The organism is Collinsella sp. SGI.184 (assembly GCF_050313415.1).
In the GTDB taxonomy this organism is placed as follows: Bacteria; Actinomycetota; Coriobacteriia; order Coriobacteriales; family Coriobacteriaceae; genus Collinsella.
This window is the reverse complement of sequence record NZ_JBNPLJ010000003.1, coordinates 95,904-119,720: the sequence shown is the minus strand read 5'-3', so window position 1 is coordinate 119,720 and position 23,817 is coordinate 95,904. Positions and strand designations below refer to the sequence as shown.

General features: G+C 60.6%; 17 protein-coding genes and 1 tRNA gene. 8 read left to right on the top strand and 10 right to left on the bottom strand.

All coding sequences use genetic code 11. From position 1 onward, the window contains the following. The first annotated feature begins 161 nt into the window (after positions 1 to 161). The 7 genes from ACQRAJ_RS01835 to ACQRAJ_RS01805 all read left to right on the top strand — a co-directional run bounded on the left by ACQRAJ_RS01835 (position 162) and on the right by ACQRAJ_RS01805 (position 8,604). On the top strand, positions 162 to 1,040 hold the full coding sequence (locus tag ACQRAJ_RS01835) for a patatin-like phospholipase family protein (RefSeq protein WP_427728677.1): 879 nt from the start codon (positions 162 to 164) through the stop codon (positions 1,038 to 1,040). A 157-nt stretch (positions 1,041 to 1,197) separates the two neighbouring features. Then, positions 1,198 to 1,641, top strand: coding sequence for a 50S ribosomal protein L13 (gene rplM, locus ACQRAJ_RS01830; protein WP_370450665.1), 444 nt, complete (start codon positions 1,198 to 1,200; stop codon positions 1,639 to 1,641). 2 nt (positions 1,642 to 1,643) lie between these two features. Further along, positions 1,644 to 2,039 (top strand): 30S ribosomal protein S9, encoded by a 396-nt coding sequence (gene rpsI / locus ACQRAJ_RS01825; protein WP_022094634.1) that lies wholly within the window; start codon positions 1,644 to 1,646, stop codon positions 2,037 to 2,039. A gap of 122 nt (positions 2,040 to 2,161) precedes the next feature. Further along, a complete protein-coding gene (gene glmM, locus ACQRAJ_RS01820; RefSeq protein WP_427728680.1) occupies positions 2,162 to 3,499 on the top strand; it encodes a phosphoglucosamine mutase in 1,338 nt (445 codons plus the stop codon). A 100-nt stretch (positions 3,500 to 3,599) separates the two neighbouring features. Beyond that, positions 3,600 to 4,067 (top strand): PTS sugar transporter subunit IIA, encoded by a 468-nt coding sequence (locus tag ACQRAJ_RS01815; RefSeq protein ID WP_427719420.1) that lies wholly within the window; start codon positions 3,600 to 3,602, stop codon positions 4,065 to 4,067. A gap of 272 nt (positions 4,068 to 4,339) precedes the next feature. Further along, positions 4,340 to 5,068, top strand: coding sequence for a glucosamine-6-phosphate deaminase (nagB, locus tag ACQRAJ_RS01810; RefSeq protein ID WP_427747557.1), 729 nt, complete (start codon positions 4,340 to 4,342; stop codon positions 5,066 to 5,068). A gap of 536 nt (positions 5,069 to 5,604) precedes the next feature. Continuing rightward, entirely contained in the window at positions 5,605 to 8,604 is a 3,000-nt protein-coding gene (locus ACQRAJ_RS01805; RefSeq protein WP_427747556.1) for an AfsR/SARP family transcriptional regulator, read from the top strand. A gap of 61 nt (positions 8,605 to 8,665) precedes the next feature. On the opposite strand, the gene ACQRAJ_RS01800 is transcribed toward ACQRAJ_RS01805, so the two are convergent. The 6 genes from ACQRAJ_RS01800 to ACQRAJ_RS01775 all read right to left on the bottom strand — a co-directional run bounded on the left by ACQRAJ_RS01800 (position 8,666) and on the right by ACQRAJ_RS01775 (position 15,627). After that, positions 8,666 to 8,965, bottom strand: coding sequence for a YhbY family RNA-binding protein (locus ACQRAJ_RS01800; RefSeq protein WP_117839974.1), 300 nt, complete (start codon positions 8,963 to 8,965; stop codon positions 8,666 to 8,668). 157 nt (positions 8,966 to 9,122) lie between these two features. Continuing rightward, positions 9,123 to 9,608 carry a hypothetical protein gene (locus tag ACQRAJ_RS01795; RefSeq protein ID WP_427747555.1) on the bottom strand — a complete coding sequence of 162 codons (486 nt, stop codon included), beginning with the start codon at positions 9,606 to 9,608 and terminating at the stop codon, positions 9,123 to 9,125. Positions 9,609 to 9,926: 318 nt separating this feature from the next. Beyond that, positions 9,927 to 11,291 carry a PFL family protein gene (locus tag ACQRAJ_RS01790; RefSeq protein ID WP_427719427.1) on the bottom strand — a complete coding sequence of 455 codons (1,365 nt, stop codon included), beginning with the start codon at positions 11,289 to 11,291 and terminating at the stop codon, positions 9,927 to 9,929. 107 nt (positions 11,292 to 11,398) lie between these two features. After that, positions 11,399 to 13,957, bottom strand: a complete 2,559-nt coding sequence (locus ACQRAJ_RS01785) for a homocysteine S-methyltransferase family protein (protein WP_427747554.1) — start codon at positions 13,955 to 13,957, stop codon at positions 11,399 to 11,401. A gap of 9 nt (positions 13,958 to 13,966) precedes the next feature. Continuing rightward, complete coding sequence (locus ACQRAJ_RS01780) at positions 13,967 to 14,755, bottom strand: hypothetical protein (protein WP_427747553.1); 789 nt, start codon at positions 14,753 to 14,755, stop codon at positions 13,967 to 13,969. After that, positions 14,755 to 15,627, bottom strand: a complete 873-nt coding sequence (locus ACQRAJ_RS01775) for a methylenetetrahydrofolate reductase (protein WP_427747552.1) — start codon at positions 15,625 to 15,627, stop codon at positions 14,755 to 14,757. The genes ACQRAJ_RS01780 and ACQRAJ_RS01775 overlap by 1 nt, the downstream gene beginning before the upstream one ends. 494 nt (positions 15,628 to 16,121) lie before the next feature. Between ACQRAJ_RS01775 and ACQRAJ_RS01770 the strand changes: the two genes are divergently transcribed. Next, positions 16,122 to 18,209: a glutamine synthetase III gene (locus tag ACQRAJ_RS01770; RefSeq protein ID WP_427747551.1), complete on the top strand. Its 2,088-nt coding sequence runs from the start codon at positions 16,122 to 16,124 to the stop codon at positions 18,207 to 18,209. 569 nt (positions 18,210 to 18,778) lie between these two features. Here the strand turns inward: ACQRAJ_RS01770 and ACQRAJ_RS01765 are convergent. The 4 genes from ACQRAJ_RS01765 to ACQRAJ_RS01750 all read right to left on the bottom strand — a co-directional run bounded on the left by ACQRAJ_RS01765 (position 18,779) and on the right by ACQRAJ_RS01750 (position 23,497). Then, positions 18,779 to 18,855: transfer RNA gene (locus ACQRAJ_RS01765), tRNA-Glu, on the bottom strand. 299 nt (positions 18,856 to 19,154) lie between these two features. Further along, positions 19,155 to 21,332, bottom strand: a complete 2,178-nt coding sequence (locus ACQRAJ_RS01760) for a MurT ligase domain-containing protein (RefSeq protein WP_427747550.1) — start codon at positions 21,330 to 21,332, stop codon at positions 19,155 to 19,157. A 45-nt stretch (positions 21,333 to 21,377) separates the two neighbouring features. Then, positions 21,378 to 22,421, bottom strand: coding sequence for a hypothetical protein (locus ACQRAJ_RS01755; RefSeq protein ID WP_427747549.1), 1,044 nt, complete (start codon positions 22,419 to 22,421; stop codon positions 21,378 to 21,380). Further along, the gene (locus ACQRAJ_RS01750; protein WP_427747548.1) at positions 22,421 to 23,497 is read right to left on the bottom strand and encodes a hypothetical protein; all 1,077 of its coding nucleotides are present in this window, start codon (positions 23,495 to 23,497) and stop codon (positions 22,421 to 22,423) included. Before ACQRAJ_RS01750 ends, ACQRAJ_RS01755 begins: the two co-directional genes overlap by 1 nt. Positions 23,498 to 23,817: the final 320 nt, after the last annotated feature.

The following is a 23,817-nucleotide window of genomic DNA, read 5'->3' as shown; positions in this document are numbered from 1 at the left end:
TTCCCAATGGCAGCTCAAGCGGAAAGTCCATCCCGGAATCGCCCCCCAGAACGGGACGTGCTTTCCGCCAGCCGCCCCGTCCTACTCAACTCCAAAACCCATGCGCTCGCCATCTCAAAACTGGGTAGAAGAAGGCCAAAACGAAACAGTAGGAGGTCAACATGACGGCAGAAGATAAGGCAAAGAACGCCGGCAAGGTCGCGCTCGTTTTGGAGGGCGGCAGCTTCCGCGGGCAATTTACCGCGGGCGTGCTCGACGTCCTCATGGAAGCCGGCGTCGAGATTCCGGCAGTATATGGCGTATCGGCCGGCGCCCTCAACGGCGTGAACTACAAGTCGCACCAGATCGGCCGTGCCAACCGCATCAACCTGACTTTCTGCAACGACAACCGCTTCATGGGTGCCGCATCGTTTGCGTCCACGGGCTCCATCGTGGGTTACGACTTCATCTTCAACGATGTCCAGGACCGCTTGGATCCCTTTGATAACGAGGCATTCGACGCGAGCCCCATCGAGATGTACGCCGTCGCGACGGACATGCTCTTTGGAACCGCTGCATACCTGCCGGTCAAAAGCGCCGTGCTCGACCTCGATGCCGTGCGCGCCTCGACGTCGCTGCCGCTGGTGACGCCGCCGGTCGAGATCGACGGGCACAAATACGTCGACGGCGGCGTAGCCGATTCGGTCCCCATCGAGCACGTGCTGGAGGAGGCCGGCTTCGATCGCGCGGTTGTCATTGTCACGCAGGACCGCTCGTACGAGAAAAAGCCCTACGAGTTTATGCCTGCCGCACGCGCCCGCTATGCCGACTACCCCTACCTGCTCGAGGCTATCGAGACGCGCCACGACCGCTATAACATCCAGCGCATGCATCTGTGGAAGTATGAGCGCGAGGGTCGCGCGCTGGTCGTTGCCCCGCAAAAGCCTGTCGAGGTCGGTCACGTCGAGCACGATCCGGCAAAGCTTCTCGACCTGTATATTCAGGGTCGTCAGGAGGCAAAGCGTCTGCTGAGTGATATCAAGGCATTTGTCGAGCGCTAGCGTCGCGACATCATTACCGATGGACGACATGTGCAGAAAGTCTGGTCAGAGCCAAAATACCTGTTGACTCGGGCGACGGGCGGGGTAATATGGACGGGTTACTTGCAGAGCCCCGTGAATCTCTGTAACAACACGTACTGTACATGGAGGAGTCTAAGTGATTTCGAAATCGACTCACTACGCCAAGCAGGGCGAGGTCCAGCGCAACTGGGTTCTCGTCGACGCCGATGGTGCTGTCCTGGGCCGTCTTGCCACCCAGATCGCAATGATCCTGCGCGGTAAGAACAAGCCCCAGTTCACGCCCAACAGCGACTGCGGCGACTTCGTTGTCGTCATCAACGCCGATAAGGTCCAGCTTACCGGTAACAAGGCCGACACGAAGACCTATTATCGCCACAGCGGCTACAACGGCGGCCTCAAGGCTGAGAGCTTCCACCAGGCTATGGAGAAGCACCCGGAGAAGGTCATCGAGCGCGCCGTTCGCGGCATGCTGCCCAAGACCACCCTCGGCCGTGCCCAGATGACCAAGCTTAAGGTCTACGCTGGTGCCGAGCATCCGCATGCTGCCCAGAACCCCACGAAGATTGAGCTGGAGGCTTAAAGATGGCTGAGAACACCGTTGTCTACCAGGGTACCGGCCGTCGTAAGAACGCCGTCGCCCGCGTCCGTCTCGTCCCCGGCACCGGCAAGGTGACTATCAACAAGCGTGACGCCGAGCAGTATTTCGGCCGTCATCAGCTCGTTGAGAACGCCCTTGCTCCCTTCAAGGTGACCGATACCGCCGGTCAGTTCGACGTTATCGCTCTGTGCGATGGCGGCGGCATCTCCGGTCAGTCCGGCGCTCTGCGCCTGGGCATCGCTCGCGCTCTTCTGAACGCTGGCGACTACCGTGCTGACCTCAAGAAGGCCGGTTTCCTTACGCGCGATGCTCGCGTGGTCGAGCGCAAGAAGTACGGCCTCAAGAAGGCCCGCCGCGCTCCCCAGTTCTCCAAGCGTTAAGGTTTTTCTCCTTACGAGATACAATGTACAAGCGGGGCCTGCCGATTGCTCGGCGGGTCCCGCTTTTCTTTTTCGACTAGGGTGGGCGAGTGCGTTTTGCCCACTTGGGAAGGAGCGATCCTATGCCCCAGAACATCTTTGGCACCGACGGCGTCCGTGGCGTCGCCAACGCCGACCTCTCGTGCGACCTCGCGTTTCGCCTTGGCCGTGCGGCGACCAAGTTCCTTGGTCCGGACATTTGCGTTGGCCGCGACACGCGTCTTTCGGGCACCATGCTCGAGAGCGCTCTGACCGCTGGCATTATGGCCGAGGGCGGTCGCCCGCACTGCTGCGGCGTTATCCCTACGCCGGCCGTGGCGCTGCTCACCGTCCAAAACGAGCTCGACGGCGGCATCGTCATCTCCGCTTCGCACAATCCGCCGGAGTTTAACGGCATCAAGTTCTTTAGCCGCAAGGGCATGAAGCTTCCCGATGCCGTTGAAGAAGAGATTAGCGCCTGGGTCATGTCCGAGGAGGCCATGGCTGCCGACACGCTGCCGACCGGCGCCGGTGTGGGCCACATCATCAAGATGAAGGACGCTCGCAAGGCATACGTCGACCACGCTATCAGCACCCTCGACGGCCTTAAGCTCGACGGCCTGGTCGTTGCCGTTGACTGCGGTCACGGTGCTTCCTGCCAGACCACGCCTGCCGCGCTTCAGCGTCTGGGCGCCACGGTCCACGCCATCAATACCGACTACTGTGGCACCGACATCAATGTCGAGTGCGGCTCCACTCATCTTGAGCCCCTGCGCGAGCTCGTACTGCGCACCCACGCCGACATCGGCCTGGCCCACGACGGTGACGCCGATCGCGTGCTGTTCGTGGACAGCGAGGGCAACGAGATCGATGGTGATTACATCCTGGCCATCTGCGGCTCTGACCTCGCCGCTCGCGGCAAGCTCGCCAACTCCGAGATCGTCTCGACCGTTATGTGCAACTTGGGCTTTTCCATCGCTATGAAGGAACAGGGCTTTGAGATGGTGCAGACCGCCGTGGGCGACCGCTACGTGCTGGAGCGCATGCTCGCGGACGGCGCCGTTATCGGCGGAGAGCAGTCCGGCCACATCATCTTCCTGGAGCACAACACCACCGGCGATGGCCTGGTGACGGCGCTGCAGCTGCTGGCCGTGCTCAAGCGCACTGGCCGCTCCCTCACCGACCTTGCCGGCATCATGAAGAAGTACCCGCAGGTGCTCGTCAACGTGCATTCCGACAACAAGGCCGGTCTGGACGATTGCCAGCCCATTTGGGACGCTGTCGCTGCCGCCGAGAAGGAGCTTAACGGTCGCGGCCGCATTCTGGTGCGCCCGAGCGGTACCGAGCCGCTGGTTCGCGTGATGGCCGAGGCCGAGACGCACGAGCTGACTCAGCGCGTCGTTGACGACATCGTCGAGGTTGTCAAGCGCGAACTTCCCTAATGGTCAAAAACCAATGCCAAGTGGTAAACTAGTAAGCTGGTTTTGATTATTGGTATGTCCAAGGGGGAGCATGTTCACTAAAGTCCTAAGGTCTTTTGGTATGCGTGGTCGAGTCCTTACGCTGGATGCTCCCATCTCGGGCGATGTCATTCCGCTTTCCGAGGTTAACGACCAGACGTTTGCCACTGGCCTTTTGGGCCAAGGCGTTGCCATTCGGCCTACGGGCACGCGCGTGATTGCACCTGCGGATGCCAAGATCGAGGCGATTTTTCCAACGGGACACGCCGTTGCGCTCAACACGGTCGATGGCTTGGATGTTTTAATCCACGTTGGACTCGATACCGTTCAGCTCGAGGGCAAACACTTTACCGTGCATGCACAGGTGGGCGATATCGTCCATAAGGGCGATGTGCTTATCGAGTTTGAACGCGAGGCAATCGAGGCCGAGGGCTACGATGTGACGGTTCCCATTTTGGTGTGCAACTCTGTTGAGTTCTCGAGCATCAAGGGCTCCGTCGGCGAGCATGTCGAGGAGATGGATCAGCTCATCGTCGCTCGCGAGCGCTAACTCGTTCGCTTGCCCTTTGGCCTACAATTCAAACACGTTTACGGAGGGCGCCCTTGAAAGAGGGCGCCCTCCGTGGCAAGATGGAAATTGTCCGAGGCTAAAAGGCTTCGGGTCACCGTGGACGGGCAGGGGCCTCGACGCGGCTAGACACGAGATACATACATTACGCGACCTCGCCCTGGTGGCCGCACACGTTGGTTGCGGCCGACGCAGGCCGCGGGCAAGTGCTTGTAAGGGGAGCCTTGCCTCTCTTCTACGAGAAAGGATGCGTAATGAAGATCATTAAAGCTAAAGACTACGAGGATATGAGCCGCAAGGCCGCCAATATCATCTCGGCGCAGGTTATCCTTAAGCCCGATTGCGTGCTCGGTCTTGCCACCGGCTCCACTCCGATTGGCGCCTACAAGCAGCTCGCCGATTGGTACAAGAAGGGCGATATTGACTTCTCCGAGGTCAGCACCTATAACCTGGACGAGTATCGCGGCCTTTCGCACGATGATCCCCAGAGCTATCACTACTTCATGCGCGAGAACTTCTTCGATCACATCAACGTCGATCTGAATAACACGCACGTGCCCGATGGCTCCAACCCCGATGCCGCCGCTGCCTGCTCCGAGTACGATAAGATCGTCGCTGCCGCCGGTTACCCGGATCTGCAGCTGCTCGGCATTGGTAATAACGGTCATATTGGCTTCAACGAGCCCGATGACCACTTCTCCAAGGGTACGCACTGCGTCGACCTCACCGAGAGCACCATTCAGGCCAACAGCCGCCTGTTCGATAGCATCGACGACGTTCCCCGCCAGGCTTACACCATGGGTACCCAGACCATCATGTATGCCCGCATGATCCTGGTCGTCGCCAACGGCGAGGCCAAGGCTCAGGCTGTTCACGATATGTGCTATGGCCCGGTTACGCCCGAGTGCCCGGCTTCGATCCTGCAGTTGCACACCAACTGCGTCGTCGTTGCCGACGAGGCTGCCCTTTCGCTCTGCGAGTAGTACAATCCGAGCGATTTGTTATTACTTTGTTACAGGCTCCCGTTCTGCGGGGGCCTTTTTTATTATGCATATGCGGGATGGCGGCTAGCTTATAGACTCATGGGCCCCTATGCTGCGTCCGTCCGCAATATCTGCCAGCGGAATCAGAATGAGCGCGGGCTTTATGGTGTGCATAACATTAGCTTGCCAAAAGCTTGACGGTGGTGCCTCGTATAGTGTGATGCATTCTCTAGCATATTCTATTCAAATATGCTACTAATGAGTCGCAAACGGTAGCAGTGCGTAGGCGAGTTGCGCAACAAAATATTACAAGCCCCATTGCGTTACACTGCCAAATGAGTGGGACATGCTGGCAAGCGCATTGACCTGCGCAAAGACCGGTTGGTTGGGGGAAAAGTTTCAATCGGCGCTCGCTGAACAAAAACTTGCCAAATGCGAACCGAAAGACAACCTAAAACTCTGCGTCGTTCGATTTACAGGATGGCTTGGGCTGTCTTGCGATTACGGTGTCCATGTGGCCGAGGTAAGGAGCGAGCATGATGAACGGGCTGAACGATACGGACGATCTCGAATTGGCGCCATTGGGCACAGGTTATATGGTCCGACGTGATCGCCTGATGAGCGAGTTGATTGTCAAGGGCCGCAAGGCGGGCATTGTGTTGCTCTATGCACCAGATGGGTTTGGGAAAACATCGATATTGCTTCAGTACACTCAGGAAGTCAAAAGCGACCCGACGCGCGGTCTGGTACGAATCATCGAGGCTGACCGCGCGATTGCCCGCGAGGTGTTTATGCAGCTCGAAGTGGTCACAGATGAACTTGAGGACAAACCGCGATCGTTGATTGCGATTGATAACGTCCCCAACCTCGATCAGCAAGATACCGAGGAGCTTATCGATCGAATACGAGGCCTGCGCACTATGGGGATCGGGGTCTTTGTCACCTGCCGCCCCTCAAATCGCCAGTTGATTCGCGGGTTGGGTGACTCGGTCAAGATCAATGCGCAGATGCTCAAGGTGCATGCCTATGAGTATTCGGCTTGGGCATCGGCGTTCTCGATTAGCACGTCGCTCGATTTTTACCAGCTCACACAGGGTGTTCCCGAGTTGGTTTCGGCTATGCAGACGGGGCTGTACGGAGAGGGCGACGTTGCCAGCTTGCTCGAAAACGAGATTGTCAACGTATACGGTTCGGCACTTGCCGATATGGCATCAATCGATAACGGCGCCCTATTTAACGTGGCATGTGTGATGGCCCTGATGGGCGAGGGCAAGATTGCGGAACTTGAGGCATGCGGTGTCAGGCTCTCCATGATCGATCAGTCCTATCTTGTTCGTGATTATCCGATTTTTGGTGTCGATCCGGTCGACCGAAGCTTTACGTGTATGGGCACCGAGGATAACGCGCGCCTGAGATTACGAAAAATGGTTGCGGAAATACGTCCAGAGCTCGTTATGCGCGCGGCACGCATTCTGCTCAAGGCGGGCCGATGCGATGCTGCGATGGATTTGGCAGATGCCTTTTTGGATCGCGACGCCGTCCTTGAGCTTGCTGGACAGTATGGTGTCGATTTGGCTCTGACTGGGCATGGAGGGGATGTCTGTCGCGCGGTACTGAGGACGACGGATGCCGACAAGCCCGCGTTGGAGCCGACGCCCACCGAGGCACTTGGTGTCTATTTGGCGGCGGTAAGCGTTTCGAATACTAAACTGGCCCGGTATATGGCCTCGATTGTCGAACATGCGAGCGCACAGTCGGTCCGCGAGATTGATTTGGTTTCTTGGAAAGTCGCCCAGGTGCTTACGGTCGTCTGTTATGGAGATTGCGAGCTTGGGCTTCCAGCCAATCCTGCTCTACCAAAAAATGAGGCATCTTGTGCTGCGCTCGATATGCTGTCGGCGCATATCGAGGTTAAGAGCCGGCTGACCGAACAGGCGAAAGACGGCGCAGCGCTTTCGGGACTCAAGGCGAACAAGGTATATGATTGCGAACTCGATATTGCAGAGATTCTCATACGGGCAGATCGGATGTTGGTGGAGCTCTTCGATGGGTCCTTTATGGGAATCGATGAGCGTGACGACGAGATGTCTCGAACACGGGAGGCACTCGATGCTCGTGGGCTTAAGGCACCGGCTGTCTGGGTGCGTATGGTGCTGGCGGCACGGCGTCTGCTTGCAGGCCTGCCAATGACTGACGATACGGCGTTTAATGAGCTCGATCGCTTTGCCGTGCGCGTGCGTGATAATCAAATCCAGCTGTTTGGCCTGCTACTTGAAGGCTGGCAGGCGCTCGCCGAGGGGCGCCCGGTCAACGCGAAGTTCCGCGCGGTCCAGGTACTCAAGCTTGCTGACGAGTCGATCGCATACATGCGCGACAACGCGTTGCTGTTGGAGCGTGCATCAAGCCTTCGCAATACGTCGATGGTGTCGGTACGAGAAGAGGCAGAGCTGCTCGACCTAAGTCGGACACAAGTCGGCGGCGCGGAGGCTTGGGTCGTAGCGCTGCATTTGGCGTCTGCGGGCCGTGACAGCGATCTTGCCGCCTGGATGTCTATGAATCGTTCTGGGATTCTGGAGCCAGCGTATCGGCTGTTTGCACGCCTTGCGATGCATTGCCTGGGCGAGCCTGCTGCCAAGATTCGAAAGAAGCTCCCGGTGCGTGAGCTATCGCGATATTCGCTGCGCGACGATTTGGAGGGAGAGAGCGAGCGGCTGTTCCAGGTCGGCGAGGTCGAACCCGTCGACGCTATCGATCATATCGAGATTCGCATGTTTGGCACGTTTCGTGCCGAGCGCGACGGATTTCCCATCACAGACAAGATGTGGCGTCGTAAGAAAGCGGCAACGCTTGCCGAGCGGCTTGCGTTGGGTATCGATTCGTTTGTCGATCGCGAGACCTTGGCTATGGAACTGTGGCCACATGCCGAGTACAGTAGCGCCCGTAACAACTTGTATTCGACTGTGTCACGCTTACGATCCGCTTTGGGACCCACGCCAGATGGCAAGTCGTGCGTCCTGATTCAAAACGACTGCCTTGGCCTCAACAGGGATTACGTTAAGACCGATGTGAAGCTATTTGAGCAGATAAGCCGCGAGATTTTGGGTAATCGCACAAGAGTGCGTGGGCCTCACCTGGTCGAGCTGTGTCTTAAGATCGAACAGCTCTATACCGGACCGCTGTATATCCCCAACGGTTGCAATCCGACGTACTTTTTGCGCATGCGCCGCATCATGCAGTCGAAGTTTATCGACTGCATGATTGTGGGAGCAAGCGCTGCCTTGGAAGAAAACGACCTGCAGTCGGCAATCTGGCTGGCAGAAGCGGGGCTACGTCAGGAGACCGCACGCGAGGACATGGTGCGATGCGCCATGCGCGTGTACGGAGCGGCGGGGAGACGCCGCGATATCGTCGAGCTCTATAGCGGGCATATCCATCATCTTAAGGAACAGGTCGCAGGCGTTCCCGAGCCCGAGACCAAGCGTCTCTACGAGCGTCTGGTCGAAAGCAGGGTCAACCGACCGTTCATTGAGCGATAAAAAACGGGCGCCCGTATTGTTCGGACGCCCGCAGGCTTGCTCTGTGTGAACCGATTGGCTCTTAGACGAGCTTGATCTTCTCGATATCCTTGCGCGAGGACTCTCGATACAGCGAGAACTTGCGACCGATAACCTGAACGACGTCGGCGTGGCAGCGCTCGGCGAGTTCCTCGGCGGCCTCGCGGGCAGAAAGGCTGGAGCCGTCCAGCACGGAGCACTTAACGAGCTCGTGCTTCTCCAGGTAGGCGACCGTCTGCTCGACGGTACCCTCGTTGACATCGGACTTACCGATGATGATGGCGGGGTTGAGGTGATGGGCCATGCTGCGAAGCTGCTTGACCTGGGCTCCTGTCAGTGCCATGGGATCTCGCTTTCTATGTATGGGGCGCCCCGCGATGGGGCCTTAATCTACGTGAGCTGTCCCACGATAGCGCAGGAACGGCGCGGTGTGGAGCGCGTTTGCCAGTTCGCAAAGAATGCGGATGCCGGGCGGGTAGACGATGCATACTTTAGATGGGCTACGGTCGGGGCGCAGAGACCGGCTCCCAGGCGATAAACGCCCATCGGACCTTGCGGATGTGGTCGAGCATGTAACGTCCCTGCGGCACGCCCTTGGATCCCGGCTCGCCGGCATGGGGGTTCTCGATCATATGTTGGGCGATATAGTCGCGCAGACGATCGATCTTATCCTCGTTGCCATGCTCGAGCATACGGGAGAGGTCTGCCACGGCGGCCTCGAGGCTATCGAAGGTGTCACGACGGGGCGATTCAAAATACGTGACCTGCGGTAGTGCATCCATCTGAATAAGGATGTTAAAGGCGTACACAAAGCCATTGCTACGGGTAACCGAGGCGCCGATGACATTCATCACGTGCAGGTCATAGCGCGGGCTGGAGTTGGCGACCATCGTGACAGCACAACGCCGCCGAGCAGCCTGTAGACGCATCCATTCGCCATTCCAATCCGCAGAAAGAAGCTCAGATTGAATTACACCATCAACCACGGGCCATCCCTCCTCACAACAAAAAAGCGACTCCTCCCAAAAGAAGAGCCGCAACCAGCATATATCAGAAAAAGAACCGTTCCAACGCCAAACCGCCGCACCAGCCAAGTGGTGCAGGAGCGAAGCAACTGCAACCGGGATAGAACCCAACTGAGGTCCCGTTGTGCGGGAGCCCCGGTGAGGGCAAATATATAAGGTCGATCGCGAGTTCCGCACGAGCCGGAGAGCACTTAATGTGCTCTCCGTGCGAGTCAGGACTGTCCGAGCAGGCGACCTTATATATTTGCCCTCACCGGGACTCCCGCCCGAACCCTTCAGCTAGTTCTTGAGCGAGTTCAGCGGCGCCGGGAAGCGTCCACCGCGGTGGGCAAGCACGGTGCCGGCGTTGGGGTTCACTGGCATGATGGGCGCACGGCCAAACAGGCCGCCATACTCGACGCAGTCGCCCACGCCCTTGCCGATGGCGGGGATCACGCGCACGGCCGTGGTCTTATTGTTGATGACGCCGATGGCCATCTCGTCGGCGATAATGCCGGCGATAGTCTCGACCGGGGTGTCGCCGGGAATGGCGATCATGTCCAGGCCAACGGAGCACACACAGGTCATGGCCTCGAGCTTCTCGAGCGAAAGCGCGCCGGCCTCGACGGCGGCAATCATGCCGGCGTCCTCGGACACGGGGATAAAGGCGCCCGAGAGGCCGCCCACGCTGGAGCTGGCCATGACGCCGCCTTTCTTGACGGCATCGTTGAGCATGGCGAGCGCGCAGGTCGTGCCGGGGCCACCGCAGGTGCCCACGCCGATGATCTCGAGGATGCGCGCGACGGAGTCGCCGACGGCAGGCGTAGGCGCCAGCGACAGGTCGACAATGCCTTTCTCGACACCTAGGCGACGGGCGGCCTCGCGACTCATGAGCTCGCCGGCACGGGTGATCTTAAAGGCGGTCTGCTTAATCTTTTCGGCGACTTCCATCATCGATGCGGAATCGGGCAGCTTCTCCAGGGCTGCGGCCATAACGCCGGGGCCCGAGACGCCTACGTTGATGACGGCGTCGGCCTCGCCACCGCCGTGAACGGCGCCCGCCATAAACGGGGAGTCCTCGACCATGTTGGCAAAGCAGACAAACTTGGAAGCACCGACGGAATCCTCATCTGCCGTAAGCTTGGCGGCATCGATGATGGTCTGAGCCGCCATGAGCACGGCGTCCATGTTGATGCCGGCGCGCAGGCTGGCGACGTTGACGCTGGAGCAGACGCGGCTGGTGGTAGCGAGCGCCTGGGGGATGGACTGAATGACGCGGCGGTCGGCGTCGCCGATGCCCTTCTGGACGAGTGCGGAGAAGCCGCCCAGGTAATCGATGCCGAGCGTCTCGGCCGCGCGGTCGAGGGCATGCGCGATGGGGGTGAGGTCCTCATCCTTGCAGCACGCGGCAATCTGCGCCACCGGGGTGACGGAAACGCGCTTGTTGACAATGGGGATACCGTACTCGCGCTCGAGGTTCTCGGCGGTCTCGACCAGATGCTCAGCCGTGTGCGTCACGTGGTCGTAGATCTTCGTGCACATGCGGTCGAGGTTCTCGTCGCCGCAACCCATGAGCGAAACACCCATGGTGATGGTCCTGATGTCGAGGTTCTGCTCCTCAACCATGCCGCGGGTTTCCGCGATTTCTGCGGGCGTGATCGCCATCCTTGCACTCCTATCTGCAAAACGAGCATAGTCTTGTCTATTCTAACGTGCCGCACGTGCCAAGTGGCGCATGCGGCACGTTTTGGTGCTCGGTTGTTTCCGTTGTGTTACTGCCCAAAGACCTCTTCGGCGATACGAGCGCTTTCGGCGGCGTCCTTGGCGTAGTAGTCCGCGCCGATCTGCTTGGCGTATTCGGGGGTGAGTACGGCGCCGCCTACGATGATCTTGACGCCCGGCACCTCGGCATGAAGCAGTTTGATGGTCTCCTCCATAGCGACGACCGTGGTGGTCATAAGCGCCGAGAGGCCGACGAGCTTGATGTCGCGCTCCCGTACGATCTTGAGCACCTCCTGCGGGTCGACGTCGCGGCCTAGGTCAAAGACGGTATAGCCGTAGTTATCGAGCAGCATCTTGACGATGTTCTTACCGATGTCGTGGATGTCGCCTTTGACGGTGGCCACGCAGATTTTGCCCTTGTCGGCAATCTCGCCGGCGGGCATCAGGCGCTTGATGGTGTCAAAACCCACGCGCGCGGCCTCGGCCGAGGCCATGAGCTGCGGCAAGAAGAACTTTCCCTGGTCAAAGAGGACGCCAACCTCGTCGAGGGCGGGGATAAAGTGGTTGTTGATGAGGTCCATGGCGTCGTGGTCAGCCAGCAGACGCTCGGTCTCGGCCGCAATCTCGCCTTTGCGGCCCGAGACGACCATGCGACGAATCGGGTCGTCGTTGCCGTCGCTGCCGTCGGTGCCAGCGGCGGGCACAGTGTCGGTCGATACTGTCTGAGCCGCCGCCGGGTTCGCGGTGATCTTGTACGGATCGGTCCAGCCGGCGTAGCGCTCGATGTATCCGGTCGAGCCCTCGTCCTCAACGCTCAAGACGCGATAGCTGTAGACGGTATCCATAAAGCGCTTGGAGCCCGGGTTCATGATGGGGGCGTCCAGGCCCGCGCCAAAAGCGGCAGCCAAAAAGACCGAGCCCAGCAGCGGGCGGGCGGGCAGACCAAAGCTGATGTTCGACACGCCGAGCGCACATTTGACGCCCAGACGCTCCTTACACAGGGACATGGCGCGCAGGATCTGTTCGGCTTGGCGTTGATTGGTCGAGGCGGTCATGACCAGGCAGTCGATGAGGATGCGGTCCGGTCCGATGCCGTAGCGGGCGGCCTCGGCCACGATGCGCTCGGCGATGGCGAAGCGAGCCTCGGCGGTATCGGGAATGCCGCCTTCGTCGAGCGTGAGGCCGACGACGTTGGTGCCGTAATGGGCGACCAGCGGAAAGATCTCATCCATGATCTGCTGCTTGCCATTGACCGAGTTGATGATGGGCTTGCCGGCGTAGCGGCGCACGGCGGCCTCGACGGCTGCGGGGTCGGTGGAGTCGATCTGCAACGGCAGCAGCGTGGAACCCTGGAGCTGCTCGGTGGCCTGTTGGATGATCTTGACCTCGTCGATCTCGGGCAGGCCCACGTTGACGTCCAGGATGTCGGCGCCTTGCTCCTGCTGGCTGATGCCCTGGCTTACGACGTAGTCCAGGTCGCCGTCGCGCAGGGCCTGCTGCAGGCGCTTTTTTCCGGTGGGGTTGATGCGCTCGCCGATGACGGCGATCTTGTGGCCGTCACAGGGAAGGTCCACCACGGTCTGGGCGCTTGTGACCGACATGCTGGGCTTGCGGTGGCGCGGGCAGGGCGTGTGGTTGTCGATAAGCGTGCGCAGCGCTGCCATGTGCGCCGGCGTGGTTCCGCAGCAACCGCCCACGACGCTTACGCCGTCGGCGATCATGCCGGCGACGGCCTTGGCGTATTCGGGGGCCTGGATGTCAAAGACGGTGTTACCGTCGTCGTCCACGTGGGGGAGTCCCGCGTTGGCCTGCACCATAACGGGCTTGTCGGTAACGGTGAGCATGCGTGCGGCGAGTCCTCGGAGCTCGGCCGGTCCCTGGCTGCAGTTAATGCCCAGGACGTCGGCGCCGATGGCGTCGAGCGTGATGGCGGCAACCTCGGGACTCGTGCCCAGGAAGGTACGGCCGTCCTCCTCAAAGGTCATGGTGGCAAAGACGGGCAGCTCGGAGTTCTCGCGGCAGGCAAGGACCGCCGCCTTGATCTCGGCAAGATCGGTCATGGTCTCGATAATAAAGAGGTCCACACCCGCGTCGACGCCAGCGCGCACTTCCTCGGCAAAGAGGTCATAGGCCTCGTCGAAGCTGAGGGTACCCAAGGGGCGAAGCAGCGCACCGATGGGGCCGATATCGCCGGCGACGTAGCGGGCACCGGACGCGCGGGCGCAGGCGACGGCGGCGGCAAAGACATCTGCCACGGTGGCGGCACCGTCGAGCTTGTGGGCGTTGGCGCCAAAGGTGTTGGCGGTGATCACATCGCAGCCGGCCTCGACATACTGACGCTGAATATCGGTAATGACCCGGGGCTCCTCAAAGTTGAGCAGCTCGGGCAGGGCGCCGGCCTTCATGCCGGCCGCCTGCAGCATGGTGCCCATGCCGCCGTCGAACAGCAGGTGCCCCGTGCCCTCGATGGCGGCGCGCAGGCGATCGTCCTTAATGTAAAGGTCGTCGATCGTGCGCGTCTTGTACGTGGCGCCCTTGCGGCGGGCAGCATCAACGGGCGCCGCCAGCGCGGCGCCGTCCAGATCATGAGTGATAAGCGGGGTGAACATCGGGGGCTCCTAATGGCTGGAATAGCAGGTGGTGTGGGCGGCGCGGAAGCGGCAGTGCTCGCGCATGCGGCAGATATTGCAGGTGGGGCGACTCTGGGCGTCGTGGACCTCGCCGTCAAACAGGCCGATCACCGCGGTCACGCTCTTGGTGGGCATGAGCAGGCTGGTAGGTGTGACGGTAAGCCCAATGAGCCGCGTGGCGTTGAGTGCAGCCACGATTGAACGCTGAGCCGTAAGCGGGCAGTCGCCGTAGCCGGGACTGAAGCGCCAGTTACCGGCGAGTCCGTGTGCGGCGGCCGCAGCCTTGACCTGCTGGTCCATCTGCTCGACGGCAGCTTCCACATAGGCGGAGCACGCGGCATCGAGCACGGCTCCCTCTAGGGGCTGCTGGGTTCCCGTGGTGCGCAGACGACGCTCGGCGTCCATGCCGAGGGTGCATGCCATGAGCGCGGCAAAGCGGGCGTCTTTGAGATGTCGATAGATATCGCGACCGCGCAGCTCAACGTTGGTTCCAACCAGACGGATGTTGGGCTCTCCCTGCTCGTCCACGCCCATGGCATCGACGGCAAATACGCGGCGCACGCCACGGGGCTCAATGTCCAGTTCCAAACGTTCAACGACAAGCTCAATACGCTGCGACAGCTCGGGCTCAATCTGCTGGCCGCCGTAACCCAGATACCGCAGCATCTCGGCACGATCGACGCGGGGATGGTGGGCATCATCGATACGGTAGAGCGCCGGCGACGCAAGGTCGGCCGGCACTTCACCAAAAGCTGTATCGATGTGCGGTTTTTCCATTACCCCAGGCGCTCCATAATGGTTGCGGCGATCGCAGGACGATTCATAGTGTACAGGTGCAGGCCGTCGGCGCCGTGCTCCTTAAGGTCGCAAAGCTGGCGGGCTGCATAATCTACACCGGCTGCCTGCAGGCTCTCGGGGTCATTCTCGTACTTGGCGAGAATCTTGATGACGGGGGAGGGCAGCGACGCGCCGCACATAAAGACCATGCGGCTGATCTGCGACTTGCCCATAAACGGCATGATGCCCGCGGTAATGGGCACAGTGATACCGGCCTTGTCGGCAAGCTCGCGAAAACGGTAGAAGCACTCGTTATCAAAAAAGAGCTGGGTCACAAAGAAGCTCGCGCCGGCGTCCTGCTTTTGCTTGAGATATTCGACCGAGAGGTTGAGATTCTCACAGGCAATGTGGCCTTCGGGGTAGGCTGCGGCGCCCACGCAAAAGCCGGCGTCGACGAGCTCGGGGATGAGGTCGCGGGCGTAGGCGTAGTCCGAGGCGGGCTTGTCATCCTCGCTCGCGCCGGCGGGAAGATCGCCACGCAGGGCCAGCACATTTTCTACGCCGGCGGAGCGGTATTCGTCGATCTTGGCGGCGATATCGGCATGCGTGCGGCCAACGCAGGTGAGGTGCGCCACCGAGGGCGTATCGAATTCGCTCGTAATCATATGCGCGATGGGGGCGGTGGCGGAGCCGTTGCCCGAGCCGCCGGCCGAGCAGGTGACCGAGACAAAGCTCGGCGAAAGCTTGCACAGATTGCCAGCCACCTCGCGAGCCGTGTCGAGGGTAAGCTCGCCCTTGGGCGGGAACATCTCAAACGAAACGGGCGTGGTGCCCTGGGATGCTGCCTGCTTAAAAACCTCGTCGACGCGCATGTCGTGCTCCTTTAGATACATTAGCGTGATGTGTTGTAAGGATTCTACAGCACCGCTGCGCTACGGTGGAGTTTTACTCGCTATTTGGAAATATCAATCGAAGATGTTTCGCTATCGGCATTCCCTATAACAGCGTAGCTAATTTGGAGCTTTTTTACCCCATCACCAGGTACGCAGGGTAGTCTTTTTGGGACGGGGCTTTTTTAGCTACCCAATCCGGCGCCTCCAAAGCTTGAGACCATATTTAAATAGGGCAGCTAAAAAAGCCCCGTCCCAAAAAGACTACCCTTAAACCATGCGGAGAGGTCTGCAATTTATACAGTTGATTGACTGTTGAGGGTGGCAACATCGCCGCGATGCGGTAACCTCATTGATTAGTTTCGCGACGGCAACATAACGGTAATGTCGCGGAAACACGGCGAGTCTAAGCTATGACTCGTTCGTTAGTAATCAACACCGCTTCTCACGCGGTGCCGATACGAAGGGAGTTCCGTATGGCCGAACTTACTGACCGCTTCGGGACCATGGTGTTCTCTGAGGAAGTCATGAAGGACTACCTCCCCAAGGACATTTGGAAACGCCTTGCTGCAACCCTCGAGGACGGTGAGCCGCTCGACCTGGATGTGGCCAACGCCGTTGCCCATGCCATGAAGGTTTGGGCCATCTCCAAGGGCGCGACGCACTACGCGCACTGGTTCCAGCCGCTTTCGGGCATTACTTCCGAGAAGCACGACAGCTTCCTCGAACCCAACCACGACGGCACCGCTATTACCAAGTTTACGGGAAAGAACCTCATCCAGGGCGAGCCGGACGCCTCCAGCTTCCCCAACGGCGGCCTGCGTGCCACCTTCGAGGCCCGCGGCTATACCGCTTGGGATCCCACCAGCCCCGCCTTTATCAAGGACGATGTCCTGTGCATCCCCACGGCTTTCTGCTCCTACACGGGCGAGGCCCTGGACAAGAAGACCCCGCTGCTGCGCTCCATGACCGCGCTCTCGCGTGAGTCCAAGCGCGTTTTGGCGCTGTTTGGTAAGACCCCCAAGAAGGTCGTTCCTTCCGTGGGCGATGAGCAGGAGTACTTCCTGATCAAGAAGGACGCTTACCGCAAGCGCAGGGACCTGGTCATCACCGGCCGCACCCTCTTTGGTGCTGCTCCCTGCAAGGGCCAGGAGCTCGAGGAGCACTACTTTGGCGCTATCCGCCCCACCGTCTCGGCCTATATGAAGGACCTGGACGATGAGCTGTGGGCGCTTGGCATTCCCGCCAAGACCAAACACAACGAGGTCGCTCCCTGCCAGCATGAGCTCGCCCCCGTCTATGGCGAGGTCAACGAGGCCATCGACCAGAATCTGGTCATGATGGAGAAGATGAAGCTCATCGCCTCCCGCCACGATTTGGTCTGCCTGCTGCACGAGAAGCCCTTCGAGGGCATCAACGGTTCGGGCAAGCACAATAACTGGTCGCTTGGCACCGAGTCCGAGAATCTGCTCGATCCGGGCGACACCCCGCTCGACAACCTGCAGTTCATCGTCTTCCTCACCGCGGTGATCGAGGCCGTCGATAACTACCAGGAGCTCCTGCGTGCCTCCGTTGCCTCGGCCGGCAACGACCATCGTCTGGGCGCCAACGAGGCTCCTCCGGCGATTATGTCCATCTTCCTGGGCGACCAGCTTACCGAGGTCGTCGAGAAGATCATCGATGGCAAGGCTTCCGTCCATGCCACGCGCGGCGTGCTCGACCTGGGCGCCGATACCCTGCCCAAGCTGATGCAGGACAACACCGACCGCAACCGCACCTCTCCGTTCGCCTTCACCGGCAACAAGTTCGAGTTCCGTGCCTGCGGCTCCGAGCAGAACGTCTCCGACTCCAACCTGGTGCTCGATGCCGCCGTGGCCAAGTCGCTCAAGTCCTTCGCCGATGCACTCGAGGGTACGCCCGAGGATAAGTTCCAGGACGCCGCGCTCGAGTACTGTAAGAAGGTGCTGACCGATCACCAGCGCATCCTGTTCTCCGGCGACGGTTACTCCGACGAGTGGCCCATCGAGGCCGAGAAGCGCGGCCTTGCCAACAACAAGACCACGGCCGACGCTCTTCCCGCTTTTGTTTCCGATAAGGCTATCGCGCTCTTTGAGGAGACGGGCGTTCTGACCAAGGCCGAGGCACAGTGCCGCTACGACTGCAAGCTCGAGAAGTACAACAAGCTCATGAACATCGAGGCTACCACGATGATTCGCGAGGCACGTCGTACCTATCGTCCGGTCATCACCGCCTATGCCACCAAGGTCGCTAAGGGCCTTGAGACAATTCGTGCCGCCGGTGCTGAGGCCGCCATGCAGTGCGAGCAGAACACGCTCAACAAGCTCTGCAACGGTATCACCGCCATCAACGACTCCATCAAGGCGCTCGACGCCGTGCATCAGAAGGCCGAGGCTCTCAATGGCCAGGAGCAGGCCAATGTGTATGCACACGAGGTCGTTCCCGCTATGGATACGCTGCGTGCCTCCGTGGATGCCATGGAGGAGATCGTGGCCGCCGACTACTGGCCGGTCCCGACCTACGATGACATCCTGTTCTACGTGTAGGGCATAGCCAACATATCGTCACGGTATTAAGCCGGGGTCCGCATCGCGCGGGCCCCGGCTTTTTGATGCGAAGGACGCTTTGGAGTCCGTTTTGCCGCCGATTTGCCGGGGTCCGCACCCTGTCGGGTTCGAATCCCGGCGCTGGGGTAGAAAAAAGCCCGCCACCGCGAGGGTAACGGGCTTCTCGTTTCAAATGGTGCCCCCAGCGGGATATCCGCGTGCGGCTGGCGCCGCCCGCCTTCGCTGCGTCGCTTCGCTCCTTGCGTGCTGCGCTGGAAAACGCTTCGCGTTTCCTCAGCTCCGCACCCTGTCGGGTTCGAATCCCGGCGTTAGGTAGAAAAAAGCCCGTCACCGCGGGGGTAACGGGCTTCTCGTTTCAAATGGTGCCCCCAGCGGGATGTCCGCGTGCGGCTGGCGCCGCCCGCCTTCGCTGCGTCGCTTCGCTCCTTGCGTGCTGCGCTGGAAAACGCTTCGCGTTTCCTCAGCTCCGCACCCTGTCGGGTTCGAATCCCGGCACATGGGTAGAAAAAAGCCCGTCACCGCGGGGGTAACGGGCTTCTCGTTTCAAATGGTGCCCCCAGCGGGATTCGAACCCGCGATATCCACCTTGAAAGGGTGGCGTCCTTGGCCGCTAGACGATGGGGACAGCGGGAAAGAGTATAGCAGACTTTTTTATCCGTTCACATATCGTTGGCAAACTGGAAAACCACCACACAGGAGCTGGCCCTCTCCCCCCGATCTTCAAAAATCTCAATCTATAACATCTGGGCGGGTAAATCGGCCTTATCTGTTACAGATTGAGACAAAATGCAGGCGTCGGGACGAACGTCTCAATCTGTAACAGTAAGACGACCTTTGGTGGTCTAGATGTTACAGATTGAGACAAACCGCTGGGACGGGTCAAAACCACCACAAAGATGCCTGTCCCTTTGTGGTGGCGGGGCGTTAGGGGAGGAGCTTCATGGCGGCGTCGTGGGCGGCGTGCTCGTAGGTGTCGTCGAGGGGCTTGAGCGGCAGCAGGGCGGCGGCCTGTGCATCGCCACGGCGCTCAAGGGCATGGGCGATGAGCCAGTCGGCGAGCTCGGGGTTCTTGGGCAGTGCCGGTCCGTGTAGGTACGTGCCGATGACGCCCTTGTAGATGAGGCCCTCAAAGCCGTCGTCGCCGTTGTTGCCGGTGCCCGTGACGACAGATGTTCCGAGCGGCGTGGCCTCTGCATCGAGCAGGGTGCGGCCGCCGTGGTTCTCGAACCCCACAAAGGGCTCGGGTGCCAGGTCGGTCTTGACAGCGACGTTGCCTATCAGGCGGTCGGAGCCGCGCACGGTCTCGGCGGCGATGACACCTAGGCCCTCGATGCGATTCTCGCCCATATAGTACGAACGACCGAGCAGCTGATAGCTGCCGCAGATAGCGAGCAACGAGCCGCCGTCCTCAACATATGTCGCAACCTTGTCCTTTTGAGCGAGCAGCTCGTGTGCCACAGCCAACTGATCGCGGTCGGCACCGCCGCCCATCATGACGATGTCGGCGTCGGTAAGATCGAGCGTCTCGCCCATGCGGACCTCGTCCACGCGCGCGGGAATGCCGCGCCAGGCGCAGCGGCGCTCGAGGGCGATGACGTTGCCGCCGTCGCCATAGAGGTTGAGGGCATCGGGATACAGATAGACGATACGCAGCGGGCGCGGAAGCTCGACCGGCGCAATATCGGTGGGGACGGCGCTGCCATCGGTGCGTGTTACGGCGCAGGAGGCAACCGAGCTCGCATCGGCGTCTTTAAGTCCGTCGAGCTCTTTGACCAGCGGCGGGAATGCCGTGTAATTGGCGACGGCGTAGAAGGTGTCATCGGCGGCCTCATCTGCCACGGCGCCGATCGCCTGCTCGATATTCGAGATGATGGCGGCGTCGATGCCGGCGTACTTCAGGCGCACCTGCATGTCGTGCGCGCGTGTACCCCCGGCAAAGGCGACAAGCCCTGGGGTATCGGCGATGCGCTCGAAGTCGACGTCGTAGATCCACGAGACATCGTGGCCGTCGGCGTCGTTGTCATTCAGGAAGAAGGCGCAGAGTCTGCCGCCTGCCGTTTTAATGGACTGGATCTGGCGATCGAAGCCCACGGGATTTTTGGCCAGGTTTGCCTCGACGGTACGGCCGGCAATCTCCCAGCGGCCCATGCGTCCGCCGGCGGGGACGTAGGCATCGAGCGTGGGCTGCAGATGCGCTGCGTCCACGCCCAACTCGCGCGCCGCAAAGAAGGCGGCGGCAACGTTGTAGACCATGTACAGGCCGTTGTAGCGTGTGGCGATGTGCGTGGCGGGCGCTTTTGCCTCGGGTCCAAAGGTCAGGTCAAAGCCGTAGCCGTCGCAGCCGAGCTCAACGCCTGTCACGCGACGGACCAGCGCGGGGCGACTCCAACCGCACGAAGGACAATGATAGGCGCCGAGCTGGCCGTACTGCACATAGTCGTACTCCAGCGGCGCGTTGCATTGCGAGCAAAAACGCGAGTCGCTAATGCGATCGGACTCGGTGCCCGTGGCGCCGTCGATGCCAAAGGCGATGCTCATATTGGGGACGCGTGCGGCGATCGAGGCGCAGAGCGGGTCGTCGGCGTTATAGATGAGCGTCGTTGCCGGCGAAAGCTCCAACGCGTGGGCTATGACGTCCTGGGTGTGGTCGATCTCGCCGTAGCGGTCCAGCTGGTCGCGGAACAGGTTGAGCAGCACAAAGTAGGTCGGCTTGAGCTTGGGCAAGACGCGCACCGTGTAGAGCTCGTCGCACTCAAAGACGCCTACGCGCTTGCCGCTGCCGGCACGCTTAAGATCGCTGCGGCCCTCGAGCAGGGCACCCACCACGCCCGGCTCCATGTTGTTGCCGGCGCGGTTGCATACCACGGTGGCGCCGCTGGCGGCAACGGCGTCGGCGATGAGGTTGGAGGTGGTGGTCTTACCGTTGGTGCCGGTGACCACCACGCTGCGGTCGACAAGGCTCGCGAGGTCGCTTAGCAGCTCGGGGTCGATCTTCATGGCGATGCGGCCGGGGAGTACGCCGCCCTGGCGCTTAAGGATGGAGCGCAGCCCCCAGCGGGCGATATCGCTCGAAGTGCAGGCGAGAGATGAGCGGAAGTTCATGAAGCCGTTCCTAACGTGAATGACATGGTCGTGGCGATCGTGCCGTTAAAAGCCATAACGGCGCGCAAATTCCTGGGCAAGCTGCGATACGTCTTCGCAAGCGTTGGCCCAGGGGGCAAAGTCGGGGGTATCCGAGATGATACCGTCGGCCTCCCAAACTGCCTGGTGCGAAAGGTCCCAGGGGTCGTGCGGCTCGGGCCGGCAGGGAAGGTATGGCGTCTGATACATGGGGTTCAGCAAAAAGAACGCGCCGCCCTCGCAGCGGTTGGCAAACTCACGCAGGGCGCGTGTCGCCGGGCGCATCTTGTTTGTTTTGAACAGCAGGATCGTGCGGGCGAGTAGGTACCAGGGGGAGTTCTCGAGGGCATCGGCCCCCATCTGCTCCTCGAGCTGGTGGGCCAGGGCAAAAAAGCCGTCCTCGTCTTCCAGACGAGCGAGGGCGAGTAGCACGGTGCCGGCAGCTCGGGTGGGATAGCCTTCCGCCTTAAGAACACGGCGAGAATAGTTGACGGCAGCACGGTAGCGAGCGCTCGCCATGCACAGCTGCGAGATGGCCTCGAGCGTGTGGAGCCACCCGATAAGCGCCGGCTCGCTCACGGTGAGATCGGCCGCCGTCACGCCGTCTGCCAGCACCTTGTTGGTCCAGTAGTGCGGGGCCTCCATATCGAATCCGGGCACGCTTTGCCGTAAGTAATCGGCTGTGGTCGCCTCGAGCTTCATCAGGTCGCCCAGGCAGGCGTCGACGGGCGTGTCCGCCAAAATGATGGCAAGCAGATGGGCATCGAAGACATACGCATCGACGCGGACGATCTTGAGCAGCTCATCGCGCATATCGTCGAACAGGCGGTTGCGCGTCTGCTCAAACTCCTCATCGCTGCCCATATCCTCGATACGATGGAGCTCGTCGAGCAGGTGGCGGTGAACACCGGCATAGGAAAGCAGTGCCTGGGCATGCTCGGTCTGCGCATACTTATGGGGGTTGACGCCTACGTCGTTATGGACAAGATCGCGTGCTGCATCGGTGAGTTCGGGGTGCGACGCAACGTAGGCGCGCTCCAGGTAGGCGGGGATGTAGACGCTCGGATCCATTAGAGGTCTCCTCCCTTAAACGGCAAGCCCTGCTCGGCCGCCCGCAGGATGCGCTCGTCAATCTGGGAACGCACGATATCGTTGGTGGCGACCCAGGCGGCAAAGCTGGCGTTGTCGGGGGCGCCCAAGCCCTCCTGCAGTACCGGCGTCGCTTCGGACAGCGCAAGGACAAGCTCGTCGGTGGAGCCCACGCCCACGTTGACGCGGGCATAGACGCCATCGGGAAACTCGGTTTGAAAGTAAAGCGCCTCGGCTGCGTGCGGGCACGAGCGCGCAAGGATGCGCAAGTAGTGTTCGGCGCCCTCGTAGTCCAGCTCGCGCCAGGCAGCGCTCATCAGCGCGATGAGCGTCCACGGGTCTAAGTCGCGCTCCGCGTCCTTGGGACGACGGCGCAGCGGCGTGTTGGCAAGATAGGGGACGGAGTGGGCAGAGCGAAAGCGTTTGAGCTCCTCGGCGGGGTATTCGAGTTTTGCCATGGCGAGCATCGCAGTGTGGCGGACACCGGCCGGATCGTTGGGGGCAAAGTCCAGGCTGCGGTTTGCGGTTTCGAGCGACAGGCGGTAACGGCCGCTAATGAGGGCGCGCGACGCAAGGGCGGCAAGCCAGCGCAGGTAGGGGCGGCGTGTAAGGTCGCCTGCGGCCTCGCGCTCGTAGGGGTCCTGCGCCGAGGCGATCTTGAGTGCCAGGTCGTGCTCGACTTCATCGCACTTGGATACCAAGTACTGTACGTACTCCTCGTTGGAGTTAGCGTTGAGGGCGGTCAACATGCGCTGAGCGTCCCAGTTGGTCGGGTCGAGTGCGGCTGCCTCGCGAAGCATGTTTTCGGCAGCGGCCTCTTCTTGCTCTGCCTGGGTATCGTCAGGGATAAAGGGAATGCGGTAGTCGACAGCCTCGACTACCTTGGCAATCAGATGTCCGGCGCGGTCGCGGTCGTGCACGATGAGCGGCGCGGGGTTGCGGGTAAATTGTTCCATCAGACGCTCTACGGCAGGGCCGTCGGTGAGCGGGATATTATCGCGGCGCAAGGCCTCAAGAACGAGGCGATGGCAATCTTCTTGAATGGGATCGAATGCCATGGGGCCTCCTTTGCTGCGGTTAGGGTTCAAATGTCTCTATATAAGGTTCTAGTTTACCCGCATGAGGCACATTGGGAGTGCCGCACTTGGACATGCACCTTTGCACCACGAAGACGGATGTCGCACAAATGTCGGCACCTTGGACGACCGAGTGGTATCACGGTGCCGCAAACGGTCGATTTTTGGCGGCGAACGGTGTGTCTTTTGGAGGGGCACAGTCCTGCCCTGGATATGTGGTCAACCTTGATAAAACGTTTGCCCAGCTTGGGAGTATGAATGCCGCATAAGGGTCTTCAGGGATAGAAAAAACGTTTCATCAT

What these genes read in the sequence shown, in the direction of transcription:
- ACQRAJ_RS01835 (WP_427728677.1), top strand. Translation starts at nt 162, where the DNA reads ATGACGGCAGAAGATAAGGCAAAGAACGCCGGCAAGGTCGCGCTCGTT.
- rpsI (WP_022094634.1), top strand. Translation starts at nt 1,644, where the DNA reads ATGGCTGAGAACACCGTTGTCTACCAGGGTACCGGCCGTCGTAAGAAC.
- glmM (WP_427728680.1), top strand. Translation starts at nt 2,162, where the DNA reads ATGCCCCAGAACATCTTTGGCACCGACGGCGTCCGTGGCGTCGCCAAC.
- ACQRAJ_RS01815 (WP_427719420.1), top strand. Translation starts at nt 3,600, where the DNA reads ATGCGTGGTCGAGTCCTTACGCTGGATGCTCCCATCTCGGGCGATGTC.
- nagB (WP_427747557.1), top strand. Translation starts at nt 4,340, where the DNA reads ATGAAGATCATTAAAGCTAAAGACTACGAGGATATGAGCCGCAAGGCC.
- ACQRAJ_RS01805 (WP_427747556.1), top strand. Translation starts at nt 5,605, where the DNA reads ATGATGAACGGGCTGAACGATACGGACGATCTCGAATTGGCGCCATTG.
- ACQRAJ_RS01800 (WP_117839974.1), bottom strand. Translation starts at nt 8,965, where the DNA reads ATGGCACTGACAGGAGCCCAGGTCAAGCAGCTTCGCAGCATGGCCCAT.
- ACQRAJ_RS01790 (WP_427719427.1), bottom strand. Translation starts at nt 11,291, where the DNA reads ATGGCGATCACGCCCGCAGAAATCGCGGAAACCCGCGGCATGGTTGAG.
- ACQRAJ_RS01785 (WP_427747554.1), bottom strand. Translation starts at nt 13,957, where the DNA reads ATGTTCACCCCGCTTATCACTCATGATCTGGACGGCGCCGCGCTGGCG.
- ACQRAJ_RS01780 (WP_427747553.1), bottom strand. Translation starts at nt 14,755, where the DNA reads ATGGAAAAACCGCACATCGATACAGCTTTTGGTGAAGTGCCGGCCGAC.
- ACQRAJ_RS01775 (WP_427747552.1), bottom strand. Translation starts at nt 15,627, where the DNA reads ATGCGCGTCGACGAGGTTTTTAAGCAGGCAGCATCCCAGGGCACCACG.
- ACQRAJ_RS01770 (WP_427747551.1), top strand. Translation starts at nt 16,122, where the DNA reads ATGGCCGAACTTACTGACCGCTTCGGGACCATGGTGTTCTCTGAGGAA.
- ACQRAJ_RS01760 (WP_427747550.1), bottom strand. Translation starts at nt 21,332, where the DNA reads ATGAACTTCCGCTCATCTCTCGCCTGCACTTCGAGCGATATCGCCCGC.
- ACQRAJ_RS01755 (WP_427747549.1), bottom strand. Translation starts at nt 22,421, where the DNA reads ATGGATCCGAGCGTCTACATCCCCGCCTACCTGGAGCGCGCCTACGTT.
- ACQRAJ_RS01750 (WP_427747548.1), bottom strand. Translation starts at nt 23,497, where the DNA reads ATGGCATTCGATCCCATTCAAGAAGATTGCCATCGCCTCGTTCTTGAG.